Annotated in this window: 13 protein-coding genes; 11 read left to right on the top strand and 2 right to left on the bottom strand. The window is 67.0% G+C overall.

Annotated elements, in window-relative coordinates; genetic code table 11:
* The first annotated feature begins 12 nt into the window (after positions 1-12).
* The 5 genes from G3N98_RS04810 to G3N98_RS04790 all read left to right on the top strand — a co-directional run bounded on the left by G3N98_RS04810 (position 13) and on the right by G3N98_RS04790 (position 4,731).
* Positions 13-657 carry a response regulator gene (locus G3N98_RS04810; protein ID WP_226206237.1) on the top strand — a complete coding sequence of 215 codons (645 nt, stop codon included), beginning with the start codon at positions 13-15 and terminating at the stop codon, positions 655-657.
* A 158-nt stretch (positions 658-815) separates the two neighbouring features.
* The gene (locus G3N98_RS04805; protein WP_046546642.1) at positions 816-1,199 is read left to right on the top strand and encodes a response regulator; all 384 of its coding nucleotides are present in this window, start codon (positions 816-818) and stop codon (positions 1,197-1,199) included.
* Between the two features lie 135 nt (positions 1,200-1,334).
* On the top strand, positions 1,335-2,405 hold the full coding sequence (locus G3N98_RS04800) for a HAMP domain-containing sensor histidine kinase (RefSeq protein WP_206147422.1): 1,071 nt from the start codon (positions 1,335-1,337) through the stop codon (positions 2,403-2,405).
* Positions 2,406-2,675: 270 nt separating this feature from the next.
* The gene (locus G3N98_RS04795) at positions 2,676-3,524 is read left to right on the top strand and encodes an SDR family NAD(P)-dependent oxidoreductase (RefSeq protein WP_206147421.1); all 849 of its coding nucleotides are present in this window, start codon (positions 2,676-2,678) and stop codon (positions 3,522-3,524) included.
* Positions 3,525-3,546: 22 nt separating this feature from the next.
* Entirely contained in the window at positions 3,547-4,731 is a 1,185-nt protein-coding gene (locus tag G3N98_RS04790; RefSeq protein WP_206147420.1) for an MFS transporter, read from the top strand.
* 118 nt (positions 4,732-4,849) lie between these two features.
* On the opposite strand, the gene G3N98_RS04785 is transcribed toward G3N98_RS04790, so the two are convergent.
* Positions 4,850-5,296, bottom strand: a complete 447-nt coding sequence (locus tag G3N98_RS04785) for a cupin domain-containing protein (protein ID WP_206147464.1) — start codon at positions 5,294-5,296, stop codon at positions 4,850-4,852.
* Between the two features lie 324 nt (positions 5,297-5,620).
* Between G3N98_RS04785 and G3N98_RS04780 the strand changes: the two genes are divergently transcribed.
* From G3N98_RS04780 to G3N98_RS04765, 4 genes are all read left to right on the top strand, one after another.
* Positions 5,621-5,866: a DUF4148 domain-containing protein gene (locus G3N98_RS04780; protein WP_175240435.1), complete on the top strand. Its 246-nt coding sequence runs from the start codon at positions 5,621-5,623 to the stop codon at positions 5,864-5,866.
* A 531-nt stretch (positions 5,867-6,397) separates the two neighbouring features.
* Positions 6,398-6,946 carry an RNA polymerase sigma factor gene (locus G3N98_RS04775; RefSeq protein WP_206147419.1) on the top strand — a complete coding sequence of 183 codons (549 nt, stop codon included), beginning with the start codon at positions 6,398-6,400 and terminating at the stop codon, positions 6,944-6,946.
* A gap of 354 nt (positions 6,947-7,300) precedes the next feature.
* The gene (locus G3N98_RS04770; RefSeq protein ID WP_039353478.1) at positions 7,301-8,020 is read left to right on the top strand and encodes a response regulator transcription factor; all 720 of its coding nucleotides are present in this window, start codon (positions 7,301-7,303) and stop codon (positions 8,018-8,020) included.
* Positions 8,020-9,525 (top strand): HAMP domain-containing sensor histidine kinase, encoded by a 1,506-nt coding sequence (locus G3N98_RS04765; RefSeq protein ID WP_206147418.1) that lies wholly within the window; start codon positions 8,020-8,022, stop codon positions 9,523-9,525. The genes G3N98_RS04770 and G3N98_RS04765 overlap by 1 nt, the downstream gene beginning before the upstream one ends.
* Before the next feature lie 24 nt (positions 9,526-9,549).
* Here the strand turns inward: G3N98_RS04765 and G3N98_RS04760 are convergent, their stop codons facing one another.
* Positions 9,550-10,650 (bottom strand): AraC family transcriptional regulator, encoded by a 1,101-nt coding sequence (locus G3N98_RS04760; RefSeq protein WP_175240438.1) that lies wholly within the window; start codon positions 10,648-10,650, stop codon positions 9,550-9,552.
* A gap of 368 nt (positions 10,651-11,018) precedes the next feature.
* Here G3N98_RS04760 and G3N98_RS04755 point away from each other — a divergent pair, with 368 nt between their 5' ends.
* Positions 11,019-12,653 carry an AMP-binding protein gene (locus G3N98_RS04755; RefSeq protein ID WP_206147417.1) on the top strand — a complete coding sequence of 545 codons (1,635 nt, stop codon included), beginning with the start codon at positions 11,019-11,021 and terminating at the stop codon, positions 12,651-12,653.
* A gap of 25 nt (positions 12,654-12,678) precedes the next feature.
* Positions 12,679-13,818 (top strand): AraC family transcriptional regulator, encoded by a 1,140-nt coding sequence (locus G3N98_RS04750; RefSeq protein ID WP_346779063.1) that lies wholly within the window; start codon positions 12,679-12,681, stop codon positions 13,816-13,818.
* Positions 13,819-13,901: the final 83 nt, after the last annotated feature.

The raw sequence follows: 13,901 nt of genomic DNA, 5'->3' as shown, positions 1-13,901 counted from the left end.
CCGGAAACCAGAATGCCCCACGCGACACCTGATCGGAACAGCCGCGTCGTCTACGTCGTCGATGACGACGAATTCGTCCGTGTCGCGCTGATCAGCCTGCTGCGATCGATCGACCTGGAGGTTCGCGCCTTTGCGTCGACGGAAGAGTTTCTCGCGGCAACGAAGGGCGCGGGACCGTCGTGCCTCATACTGGATGTAAGGCTGCGCGGGCAAAGCGGAATCGCGTTTCAGACGTCGCTGGCGGAGAGCGGCGGTCCGCAGATGCCGATCATCTTCATCACGGCGCACGGCGATATCGCGATGACGGTGAAGGCGATGAAAGCCGGCGCGATGGATTTCCTGACGAAACCGTTCCGCGACCAGGACGTGATCGATGCGGTGATCGCGGCGCTCGAGCGCGATGCGAAACGGCTGCAGGACGATCACTCGCTGCTCGATCTGCGCGCGTGTTGGGAATCGCTCACCCCGCGCGAATCCGAGGTGCTGCAACACGTCGCGATGGGCCTGATGAACAAGCAGGTCGCGGGCAACATGGGCATCGCGGAGATCACGGCCAAGATTCATCGCAGCCAGGCGATGCGAAAAATGAAGTGCCGCTCGGTGGCCGAACTGGTGCGCAAGATGACCGCGCTCGGCATCAACGTGCCGTCGCGCTAGCACCGCGCGTTTCCCGGATCTTCGTCGAACGGCCCATGCACCGCGCCGGGCATACCCATACGTAAGTATGATGGCGGCGCTGCGGCGTGACGGTATGCTGGCAACTTGGGTAACAGTGCTCGGGACGGGCCGTTCCGTCCCCTTCGCCATAAGCAGGGATGCCTTTTTCACTCTCAGCCTCCGATCTCGTATCCATTGTCGACGATGATCCCTTCGTACGCGCCGCCGCCGGAAGTTTCGTGCGTTCGCTGGGCGGGGAGGCGCGCGAGTTCGCGTCGGGCCCGGCATTCCTGGCGTCGGACGTGGTGTCGCGCACGGGTTGCCTGATCTGCGACCTCCAGATGCCCGAGATGGATGGCCTCGAAGTGCTGGCCGAGATGGAAGCACGCAGCCTGCACATTCCGACCGTGCTGGTCACGGCGTTCGTCAGCGCCCGCGCGTCCGAGCGAGCGCGGGCCAGCACCGCGCTTTGTCTCCTCGAGAAACCGATCGACGCCCAGGAGCTCGAAGGCTGGCTCGCCCGTGCGCTCGGATACGGCTGATTGCCGATCCGCGCCGCAACGGTGACCTAAACCTTCGTAGGGGGTAGATGGCCGCTTGTTTGATGGTGCGCCCCCCCGCACGCATGTTTTCATCTTCCCTGTACCGTCCGCCGCGACGGCGACAGGAGAACGAAGATGGCCAACATTCCTACCTTATCGTCCGAAGCCTGGTTCGAGGCTCGGCTCACGCGCTCCCTACGCAACCTCAGCCGTGCATGCCGCGGGCAGGCACGCGGTCTCGTCGCATGTCCGGCCCGGCTGTTCGTCGTGGCTGGCGTGCTGTTCGTCGCGGCGGCGCTGTACGACGCTCGTGACCTGCTCGCGAATGCATTGCTTCCCGCCGTCGACGACGGTCTTCTGATTGCGAGCGTGGCGGGCGCGATGCTGGCGCTGGCGGCGGCAGTGCTGTGGCTACGTGCACGGCGACTGGACGCGGCAATCCGGCAACTCGCCGCGGCGATCGAGGACCATGGGCTGGAAGCGCTGCCCTGTTCGCTGGTCGAGCGCGGTACGCCGCCGATCGCGAGACTGGCGGCCGCGATCAACGACGCGCATCGCCAGCACGCGGATCGCATGACGGAATTGCTGCATGTGCTCGCGGCCTATGCGCATGATCTGCGCACGCCGCTGACGCGCGTGATGCTGCGTAGCGGAATGCTGGAAGATCGCGCGTTGCGCGATGCGATGGAGCGCGACCTTGCCGAGATGGCGGAACTGATTGACGCGAGCCTTGCCTGCGCACGGCTTCAGTGCAGCGTGGCGGAGCCGCCGCGCAGCGTCGACGTGGACGAGTTGCTCGGCTCGCTGGTCGACAACTATCGCGACGCGGGGCTTGCCGTCGGGCTGGACGGGCGATTGGACTGTCCGCTCGTGACGTTTCCGCATGCACTGCGGCGCGTGCTCGTCAACTTGATCGACAACGCACTGCGCTACGGGCGTGATGTCCGCGTGTGCGTTCGCGTCGATGCCCGGCGCGTGATGCTTGCGGTGGTGGATTCGGGGCCGGGCATCGTGCCGGCGGAGATGGAAGCGGTATTCACGCCGTGGTATCGGGCGCCGCAGACATCGGCACGTGCGCCGGGATCCGGATTGGGGCTTGCGATCGCACGGCGGTTGACGCAAGCGATGCGGGGCGAACTGCAGCTCAACAATCGCAGTACCGGAGGGCTCGAAGCGCGCGTGACGTTGCCGCTCGCTGTCGCATGACGGCAGGCAGGCGATGTGCGCAGCGCGGCGTTCCGGCATTGCGTCGACTTCCGTGTTCCGAACCGCGCGATTGCGCGATCGCCGCGTCGTACCCACGGAATCGCCAGATACATTCCGATACGCCGGCGACATACGCGAGATACATGGCGGGCTCCCAATGATGCATGACGTCGAGTCTGGCGGGTCCGCGATGCCGCAGAAGCACGGCGGCCCCGTGTTCACGGCGGTTGGGGGACCGGACGTCGATCGTAAATGACCTGGAGTACGACAATGAATGACAGCAAAGTTTGGTTCATCACGGGCTGCTCCGGCGGCCTGGGTCTTCAGCTTGCCGACGCGGTGCTTTCCGCGGGCCACAAACTGGCGGCAACGGCGAGGGACGTGACGCGTCTGGCCAGCCTGACGGACGCATATGGCGACCGGATCCTGGCGATCCAGCTGAACGTCACCGACCCGGACGCGGTGCGCGGCGCCGTCAGCCTGGCGGTGGCGCAATTCGGTCGTCTCGACGTGCTGGTGAACAACGCGGGCTACGCCGATCTGGCGTCGATCGAAGACATCACCGATGACGCGCTGCACGAGCAGATCGACGTCAACTTCTTCGGCGTGTGCAATGTCACCCGTGCGGCACTGCCGTTCATGCGCCGGCAACGGGCCGGCCACATCATTCAGATCTCGTCGGTTGGCGGAAGAGTCGGCGGCCCCGGGCTCGCAGCCTATCAGGCAGCCAAATGGGCGGTGGGCGGATTCTCCGAAGTGCTTGCGAAGGAGGTCCGCGATTTCGGCATCCAGGTCACGATCGTCGAGCCGGGATCGATGCGGACCCGTTGGGCCGGTTCGTCGATGACCATTCCGCCGGTCAGCGACGCGTACAAGCCGATCATCGAACCGGTAGCGGCACGCTTGCGTCGCATCGACGGCATGCAACCCGGCGATCCCGCGCGGATTGCCCGGGCGCTGCTCGGCATTGCCGGATCGCCGACAGCGCCGTTGCGATTGCTGATGGGCAGCGACGCGGTCGCGGTAGCCGGCGCGGCGGCAAGGTTCCGTGCGGAAGAGGACGCACAATGGCGCGAATTGAGCGAATCGGTTTCGTTTCCGCCGGCGCAGCCCGAATGAAGCCGGCCGCCGGAGACCGCCGATGACACGCACGATGTCGCCGCGCGTCGCCTCATTCGTGCTGTTCGGCGCGCTGCTGACCGCATGCGGCTACGGCGCGACATTTCTGTTGTCGATGCATTTCCATCTGGCGGGCGGAAGCGACATCGACACGGGGGCTGCGCTCGCCGAAGCGATGATCGGTGCGTTGATCGGCCTGCCGCTGGTCGCGTGGTGCGCGCACCGGATCGGCGCCGCGCGCACGACCGCGCTCGCGGCGTTGGTCGTCGGCGCAGGCGTCGTCGGCTTCGCGCTGGTCGGGCGCACCGGCTTGCTGCGCGTCGTGCCCGGATTGCTGGTCGGCATCGGTTGGGGCGGGTTCTGCCTCGCGGCGCCGATCATGCTCGTGGAGCGCACGGCCGAGATCGAACGTGAACGCTGGTTCATGCGGTTCGGGTCGTTTCAGATGGCCGGCGTCGGCGGCGGTCCCGCGGTTGCGGCACTCGCGATTCGCAATTGGCACTGGACGACGGGCGCGGTGTTCTTCACGGTCGGCGGGCTGTGCGTGACGGCCGCGGTGATGCTGGAATGTTTCGGACACCTGTCGCCTGCTTCGCATGCCGTTGCGCGGCCGGTGCGCGATAGCTGGGTACGCGAGATGGGCGCGATCGCCCGTACGCATGCGATTTATCCGATCGCGATCATCGCGCTTGGCTCGAGCGTCTTCTCGGGGTTGATGACGTTCCAGATGTCGATGGCGCAAGGCCCCGGCGTGACGGCCGGAACGTTTTTCGGTCTGTATTCCGCCACGGTGGTCGTCATCCGCTGGCTGCTCGGTGCGGTCGTGATTCAGATCCGCGTCGGCGCGACGACGCAGATCCTGCTCGGCTTCATGATCCTGAGCGTGGCCGTGACGTTCGCCGTCCCGCACAGCGCGCTGCTTCATTCGGCCAGCGCCGTGCTGCTCGGCACCGGATATGGCCTCGTCTATCCGATCGTTCAGGCGCAGGCCGTCAACAGTGCCGATGCGCGGCATCGGCACGCCGTGCTGACGTGGTTCGTGGCGTCGTATTTCGTCGGCGTATTCGGATTCCCCGCGCTCGGCAGCATGGTGCTGGTCAGCATGGGCAAGACGATGCTGTTGATACTGATCGCGGCATGCGGCCTGGCGGCGCTGCTTCTCTCGATCGTCGAGCACCGCAAGCGGGTATTGGCGGTGGCGTGCTGAATGCACGCGCCGGCGTTCCCGAATCCGCCTGCCGATGCGACGCGCGGGATGGTCGGCATCGAGCGCGGACGAGGCGGGTGCGCTATTCCGCCATGGCCGGACCGCTCGACACGCCGGACTATTTCTTTCCGTCGTCGGGGCTGTAGGTCACATAGAGCTTGGTATAGCCCGGTGTGTCGAAATGTCCCGTCCATCCCTTGGGAAGCGTGACGGCGTCGCCGGTCTTCACGAGCATCACCGAACCGTCCGACGACGTCAGCTTTACGCTGCCTGAAAGAAAGTACAGGAACTCGTTGTACGGCAGCCCGTGCGGCCCCTTGATTTCCTCGTGTGAAGGCCCGGAGCGATACACGCCGGTCTGGTAAGCGTTGTCGGTCGACGTGAAGGTCGCGACGTCCGCGCTCGTTTCGCCGCCTTGGTCGTTTTTCACGGCGTCGGCGCGATTGAATATCGCACCGGCAAGGTCGGACCGCGACGCCTTGATCGGCTTGATCGTTTCAGCGTGCGCGTCGACCGAGGTCACGACGCTGAACAACAGCAGTGCTGCGAGGGCGTATCTGCACATCAGCTCTCTCTCCTTCGATTTTTTCATGGCAGCGACGTATGGGGTGAACGCGCTGTCGTGGCGCCATTTTGTCGGAAAAGCGCGGCTTCGTTTGGCGATCGATCGAAAACGAGACGGCAGATTTGTTTCTCAATGTGTATGAAACCGGTCGGGATACATGGCCTTGCAAAAGCCATTTCCCGGGACACACGTCAGATACGTGATCTGGATTAAATGCATCTACCGATCGAATCCGATCAGGGCGCTCGAACCGGCTTCGCGAGATCAGCGACCGCCGAGCGCCCGGACAGATTCGCGGCAGCCGAATTTATCCAGGAGAACGACATGAAAGTAAAGACGATTGCTTTGGTTTTCGCGGCGTGCGCCGCTGTTGCAGCCACCACTTCCGCTTTTGCAGGCAGCCCCGTCGACACGAGCGCCAACGACCAGGCCGTCGGGCAAGCGAGCCAATGGGCGACGGTCGCCAAGTCGCCGAAGGGAAAAACGCGCGCCCAGGTTCGCGCGGAATTGGTGCAGGCAGAGCATGACGGTCAGCTTGCGGCGCTCGACAAGCTCTATCGAGGCGGTTGATTGCCTGCTGCCGATGCGATGCCGATTTTCGGCATCGCCGTTCACCTATCCCGTTCAACACGGTACCGATCATGCCGTCAGCGTGCCGGGCGTCGACGCCGACGGCCTGTAGGCAACGATCCGGAAGGCGCAACGACTGTATTGACGTGGTGCGCGATTTTTCTTGCCGCACGGGCGGCGATCTCGAAGATGCCTCGCGGGCTGACGCCGATCCTGCTCGCGGCTGGTGCTGGCATACCCGTGGGTTCTGCCGGAGACGCCGCTGTCGACACGGGTGAATCGCGTCGGTCGTCGCGTGCGCGGCGACATCGGCGCTCTGCTTCTCGATTGCCTGGTGGGCCGAGGTGGCCGCATTTCGCGTGGCTGGGGGGCTCGACAACCTTCTGCCGGTCGCGTTCGAGGAAGAAGCGTGTTCCGCGGCTATATCCAGGCGGGCGCGGCCCGCTTGATTTCGCCTGAACCCATATAGACATGCCAGATACTGCAGTTCATCAACGTCGGCTTGGTTGCACCGCGGGAGGATCGACATAGATGACCGCAGCCGAACTGTCCGCCATGCTCCCCGCGATGCTGCCGCGTCTCTGGACCTTCGCGCTGCGAATCTCAGGCGACCGGCACGACGCCGAGGATCTGGTGCAGAGCGCGTGTGTCCGTGCACTCGAACGAGCGCATCAGCTACGACCAGGAACCGCGCCGCTCAGCTGGATGTTCTCGATCGTGCAATCCATCTGGCTCAATGAGCTTCGCGCACGCAGCGTGCGTCGGCGTTCGGGCATGGACTGGGACGACGATCTGCTTGAAACCGTCGCCGATCCCGCCGCGCCGACACTGGAACAGCAGGCGCTGGACGCGCAGATCGTCAGGGCGGTGCAGCAACTGCCCGAAGCGCAGCGCGTGGTCATGTTGCTGGTCGCCGTGAAGGGGCTGAGCTATGACGAAGCGGCCGAGGCGCTCGGCGTACCCGTCGGGACGATCATGAGCCGGCTTTCGCGTGCCCGCCAGACGATCGGCGCCCTGTTCGGCGATGGAAAGGATCGATCCATGAAGGCCGCGACGAAGCGTGAGGATCAGGACGCGTGAAAAGGGACGACGTCCTGCTCATGGCATACGTGGGCGGGGCACTCACGTCGTCGCGCCGGAGTGAGGGTGAGGCGGCACGCAGCAACGTGCGTTCGCCTGTTAGTGTTTATTGAGTGTTCGTGTCGACCCGCGACGGATCGAATTTCAGGGGCCGGACCAGGAGGCCTTGCCGGCATTGGCTCGCGAAAGAGGCGTGATCCAAAGATAAACGAAATGTGATCACTCGCCGCCGAAAAATTTTGCACAATGGCGGCAGCGCGGCCCATGGCCGCGATTCCCCCCGGAGAACCCGGCCAGCCGGACCGGGGCCGGCCCGAACCGATACCCGGCACCGACGTGCCGCCGCCCGCCGCCATGGACCAACCGAAACGCATCCTGATCGTCGAGGACGACGCCGATATCGCCGACGTTTTGAGCCTGCACCTGCGCGACGAGCGCTACGAGGTCGTGCACAGCGCGGACGGCGCCGAGGGGCTGCGCCTGCTCGAACAGGGCGGCTGGGACGCGCTGATCCTCGACCTGATGCTGCCGGGCGTCGACGGCCTCGAAATCTGCCGACGCGCGCGCGCGATGACGCGCTACACGCCGATCATCATCACCAGTGCGCGTTCGAGCGAGGTGCACCGGATCCTCGGCCTCGAGCTCGGCGCCGACGACTATCTGGCCAAGCCGTTCTCGGTGCTCGAACTCGTCGCGCGCGTGAAGGCGCTGCTGCGGCGCGTCGATGCGCTCGCACGCGATTCGCGGATCGACGCGGGCACGCTCGACGTCGCGGGGCTGGCGATCGACCCGATCGCGCGCGAGGCGAGCGTGGACGGCGCGCGCATCGACCTCACGCCGCGCGAATTCGACCTGCTGTATTTCTTCGCGCGGCACCCGGGCAAGGTGTTCTCGCGGATGGACCTGCTCAATGCCGTGTGGGGTTACCAGCACGAAGGCTACGAGCACACGGTCAACACCCACATCAACCGTCTGCGCGCGAAGATCGAGGCCGATCCGGCCGAACCCGTGCGGATCCTCACCGTGTGGGGCCGCGGCTACAAGCTCGCCGCGCCGGGCCAGCGGGACGCATGATGAAGCTCACCCTTACCCAGCGGCTGTCGCTCGTGTTCTCGGTGCTGCTGCTTGCGTGCTCGGGCGCGTCCGCGTGGCTGCAGATCCGCGCGAACGATATGCGCGAGCAGGAAGTCGTGCAGGGGCTGTCGCGCGACCTGGCCGCCAACATCGTCAACAGCGTGACCCACAGCGCGCCGCTGATGGACGCGAACGGGCTGCGCCCGGACGCGGTGCGCACGCTGTTCGGGCAGTTGATGGGCGTGAACCCGAGCGTCGAGGTGTACCTGCTCGACAACGCGGGGCGGATCAAGGGCGACGATGCGCCGCCCGGCCATGTGAAGCGCGACCGCGTCGATCTCGCGCCCGTGCAGCGCTTCATCGCGGGCGAGCCGCTGCCGATCCTCGGCGACGATCCGCGCAGCCCCGATGCGCGCAAGGTGTTCAGCGCCGCGCCGCTGCAGCTGGCGGGCCAGCCGCCGTCCGGGTACATCTACGTGGTGCTGCTCGGCGAGGCGCACGACCAGCTGGCCGCGCGCGTCGACGCCGGCAATGTGCTGCGCACGACGCTGTGGTCGATGGCGCTGGTCGCGCTGCTCGGCCTGCTCGCGGGCCTCACCGCGTTCAGCTTCATCACGCGTCCGCTGCGCCGGCTGACGGACGCGATGCGCCGCTTCGACGCGAACGGCACGCCCGACACGCAGCCGCCGGTGCCGCGCTCGCGGCCGGGCCGGCGCGGCGACGACATCGTCGTGCTCGAATCCGCGTTCGCGCAGATGGCCGACCGGATCGGCGACCAGTGGCGCGCGCTGACGCACCAGGACCAGCAGCGGCGCGAACTGATCACGAACATCTCGCACGACCTGCGCACGCCGCTCACGTCGCTGCACGGCTACCTGGAGACACTGTCGCTGAAGTCGGACACGCTCGCCGAGAACGAGCGGCGGCGCTACCTGTCGATCGCGCTCGCGCAGAGCGCGAAGGTCGGCCGGCTCGCGCAGGCGCTGTTCGAGCTCGCGCGGCTCGAATCGGGCGGCGTGCAGGCCGAGCGCGAGCCGTTCTCGCTCGTCGATCTCGTGCAGGACGTGTTCCAGAAATTCGAGCTGACCGCGCAGGCGCGCGGCGTCGCGCTGCATGCGCGGATTCCGCCGCGGGTGCCGGTCGTGTCGGCCGATCTCGGGATGATCGAGCGCGTGCTGACCAACCTGCTCGACAACGCGCTGCGGCACACGCCCGCGCACGGCGAGGTCGAGGTCGCGCTGGAGCCGCGCGGCGACCGCGTGCTCGTGACCGTGGCCGATACCGGCGAAGGGATTCCGGCGGCGCGGCGCGAAGGGCTGTTCCAGCGGCCGCAGCGGCCGATGAGCGGCGGCGCGGTGACGAGCGGCGGGCTCGGGCTGCTGATCGTGCACCGGATGCTGGCGCTCAACGGCAGCCGTATCCGGCTGGTCGACCGGGCCGGGCGCGGCGCGGTGTTCGAGTTCGCGCTGGCGGTGGCCACGCCCGGGGCCGGCGACGGGCGCTGATCGTCGCCCCTGCAATGCCGGCGTTCAACCGCCGCGCTTGCGCCGCACGTCGCTCGGCGTCATGCCGGTCCAGCGCTTGAACGCGTGGCGGAAACCCACCGCGTCGCTGAAGCCGAGCGTCGATGCGATGTCCTCGGTGCTGAGCGTGGTCGTGCTGAGATAGTCGATCGCGAGTGCCTTGCGCACGCTGGCCAGCAGTTCGCTGTACGACGTGCCTTCGGCTTCGAGCTTGCGGCGCAGCGTGCGCGACGTGATGCACAGGATCGCCGCGATCGCGTCGATGTCCGGAAACTGTCCGGGCGTGCGCGTGAGTTCCTGGTACACGCGCCGCGTGACGCCGGCCTGGCTGCGCAATTCATCGAGCAGGCTCGCGCAATGCGACGACACCTGCGCGGCGGTAATCGGATTCGCGAGCTGCGGCGCGCGCGTGAGCCACGCGGCCGGGTAGCTGAGCACATGATGCGGCTGGTCGAACGCGATCGGGCATTCGAGCGCATTGGCCAGCATTGCCGCGTGCGCCGGCTGCGGCTGCGCGAACTGCGCGCGCGCCGGCACGCACCACGCGCCCATCACGTCCTTGATGATCGTCACGTGCAGCGCGAACTGCATGTCGATCAGGAAACGGTACAGCGGCTCGTCGAGATCCGGTAGCGCGACTTCGTGCCGGTCGGGAAACTGCCACGACACGATGTCGCCGTGTTCGACCCAGCGGATCGCGAGCATGCCGTTCGCGAGCCGGTGATATTTGACGGCGGATTCGAACGCGTGCGCGAGCGATTCCGAACACAGCATCGCGTAGCCGTACATCCCGTAGCTCGACACGTGCAGCCGGTGGCCGACACGCACGCCGAGGTCGGTGCCGTCGTAGCGGCCGATCGCGTTGCGCGCGGCCGTGAGGAACTGCAGCGGCGACGTGAGCGTGAACGGGTCCGCGACGGCGGCCGGTGTGAGACCGGTGCCGTCGAGCACCGCGACCGGGTCGAGGCCGGCTTGCGCGGCCACGTCGAGCAGCACGGCCAGCTTGGCCGGCGTGAAGCGCTGCTGGCGCAACGCGTGAGTCGGCTCGACGTCCGGCAGGCGGGCTGCGCGGGCGGTCGTCGGGGTCAAGAGCGCACTGCGCGGCATGGGAGCATCCTGCGTCCGAATCGATATCGTTGACGGCACGCAATTCTGCTCGGGATCGGTCCCATGCGCCACAGGGTTCACCCTGATACGTGCGCCAGTGCGACCCGGCGCAGCGGGCTTCGGTTGCGCCCGCACGACCGCAGCCGGCCTGGCGCGTGCCGGCCGGCCAGGTCGGCGGTATCCGGCGAAGTTACCTGGACAGGTGCGGCCCGCTTGTCCGTTTCGATCATCTTTTCGGCCGCCCGGATCATTTTCAAAGTGCGCCGTGCGGGCGATAGTCGCCGATCAGGCGATGGTCCGCGCTTCTCCGGCGTGCAGGCCATCGTGCGAACGGCGCGGCCGGCGCGCCGTCCCCCGTGGAGTGAGACATGACGAAGAGACACTGGACCGGGTCGTATGGCTCGATCCCCGCCGAGATCGATCCCGATCGCTTTCCTTCCGTAAGCGCGTTGCTGGACGACGCAATGCGCCGATTCGCCGATCGCCCGGCGTTCCACTCATATGGCCGCACGTTGACCTATGGCGACGTCGACCGCCTGTCGACCGCGCTGGCCGCCTATCTGCAGCAGGTCGTGGGCGTGCGCAAGGGCGATCGCGTGGCCGTGATGCTGCCCAACGTGCTCGCGTTTGCGGTCGCGTTCGTCGCGGTCGCGAAGATCGGCGCGATCCAGGTCAACGTGAATCCGCTCTACACGGCGCGCGAGCTCGAGCATCAGCTCAACGACGCGGGCGTCGAGGTCGCGCTGGTGTGCGGCGGGTCGATGGGCACGTTCGCCGAAGTGGTCGGCGGCACGCGCGTGCGCACCGTGCTGAGCGTCGGGCGCGGCGATCTCGGTGTCGTCGATGCGCCGGCCGGCACATGCGACGCGCTGCCGCCCGGTTCGATCCCGCTCGCGCGCGCCATTGCCGCCGGCGAATCGCTCACGTTCGAACCGGTTGCGCTCGGCGGCGCGGACCTGCTGCTGCTGCAGTACACGGGCGGCACGACCGGCCTGTCGAAGGGCGCCGCGCTGTCGCACCGCAACCTCGTCGCGAACATCGAGCAGTTCGGGGCGATCGTGCCGGCCGCGCGCGTGCCGGGCGAGGAGGTCGTCGTCACGGCGATCCCGATGTATCACATCTTCGCGCTGACGGTGAACTTCCTGTCCTACTTCGCGATCGGCGCGCAGAACTGGCTGATCGCGAACCCGCGCGACATGGACGGCTTCATCGACGTGCTGAAGGCCGCGCGGCCGACGGTGTTCGTCGGCGTGAACACGCTGTACGCGGGGCTCGCCGGCCATCCGCGCCTGACGGAAGTCGACTGGTCGCGGTTGAAGCTGTCGGCCGGCGGCGGCGCGGCCGTGATCGACGTGATCTCGTCGCGCTGGAAGGCGGTGACGGGCAACTTCATCCGCGAGGGCTACGGGCTGTCGGAAACGTCGCCGGTCGTGTCGTTCAACCCGCAGTCGATCGACTCGTTCACGGGCACCACCGGCCTGCCGCTGCCGTCGACCGACGTGAAGCTGCTCGACGACCAGGACAACGAGGTGGCGATCGGCGGCGCGGGCGAGATCTGCGTGAAGGGGCCGCAGGTGATGGGCGGCTACTGGCAGAAACCGGACGCGAATGCGGCCGCGTTCACGGCCGACGGCTATTTCCGCACCGGCGACGTCGGCGTGTTCGACGAAGCCGGGTTCCTGCGGATCGTCGACCGCAAGAAGGACATGATCATCGTGTCGGGCTTCAACGTGTACCCGAACGAGGTGGAAGCGGTCGCGACCGCCGTGCCGGGCGTGGCCGAATGCGCGTGCATCGGCGTGCCGGACGCGCGCACGGGCGAGGCCGTGAAACTGTTCGTGGTGCTGGCGCAGGATGCCGACGTGACGGAGGAACAACTCGTCGCGCATTGCCGCGAGAGCCTCGCGGCCTACAAGGTGCCGAAGCTGATTCGCTTCGTCGACCGGCTGCCGAAGTCGACCGTCGGCAAGATCCTGCGCCGGGAACTCAGCCGCACCGACTGATGGCGTCGGCGCGCCGCGCCGCGCAGTGTCCGGCGTGCCGATCGCCCGGAAGCCTCCGCGCGGGCCGCTCAAGTACAATGCGAGCGGTTCGATCGACGGGGACGCGATGACCGGTTCAGATTCACTTTCCGCCCAGCCCGGGCCCGCACCCGGGCGTGCGCTGCCGTCGCCGAGCGCGACGGTGCCGATCTCGCTCGTCAACGGCTTTCTCGCGAGCGCGGCCGTGCAGCGCGACGTGGTCGAGCGCTACCTGGGCGGGGCCGGCATCCCGATCGAGCTGCTCGGCGAACCGCATGCGCGCGTGACGGAGGAACAGTTCTCGACGCTGTACCGCACGCTCGCGATCGAGCTCGACGACGAGATGCCCGGCATCTTCTCGCGCCCGCTGCGCGGCGGCACGCTGAAGTACCTGTGCCTGAGCCTGCTCGATGCGCGCAACCTCGAAACGGCGCTGCATCGCTTCGGGCAATTCTTCCATATTTTGCTCGACGATTTCTTCGTCGAATCGAAGCGCGACGGTCTCGTCGCACAGACGGTACTGCGCCCGAACGACGCCATCGGCCCGATCGGCGCGCTCGGCCAGGAGCTGATGCTCAAGCTCGTGCACGGCGTGTGCTCCTGGCTGATCGGGCAGAAGATCCCGCTGCTGCAGATCGAGTTCGCGTGCCCGCGGCCGCGCCATGCGGTCGAGCACCTGTACTTCTTCACCGGCGCCGTGCAGTTCGATTGCGAGCGCACGCTGATGCGCTTCAGCGCGGACTACCTCGACGCGCCGATCCGGCAGAGCAAGCGCAACCTGCGCAAGTTCCTCGCGCGCGCACCGGGCGACTGGATCTTCGAATCGTTCAGCGAACAGCTCGTGTGTCATCGCGTGCGGCAGTACCTGTCGGAAGCGTTGCCCGACCTGCCGGTGATCGACCAGGCGGCCGAGCACCTGCATTGCTCGGTGCGCACGCTGAGCCGCCACCTGGCCGCCGAAGGGACGACGTTCCAGGCGCTCAAGGACGAACTGCGGCGCGACATCGCGATCCAGCGGCTGACCGATACGCCCGATACGATCGCGGCGATCGGCGCCGACATCGGCTTCGACGATCCGAGCGCGTTCCATCGCGCGTTCCGGCACTGGACAGGGAGCACGCCGGGCACTTACCGGCGGCGCGCGTAGCACGTCACGCGTCATGCATCGCTTCAAGGTAGCCGGTTCCCATAACCGGATACCTTCGCGCGCTCCCATGGACGGCTCCCCTG

The sequence above is a fragment of the Burkholderia sp. Tr-20390 genome, assembly GCF_017104595.1.
In the GTDB taxonomy this organism is placed as follows: Bacteria; Pseudomonadota; Gammaproteobacteria; order Burkholderiales; family Burkholderiaceae; genus Burkholderia.
This window is presented reverse-complemented; position numbering and strand designations above follow the sequence as displayed.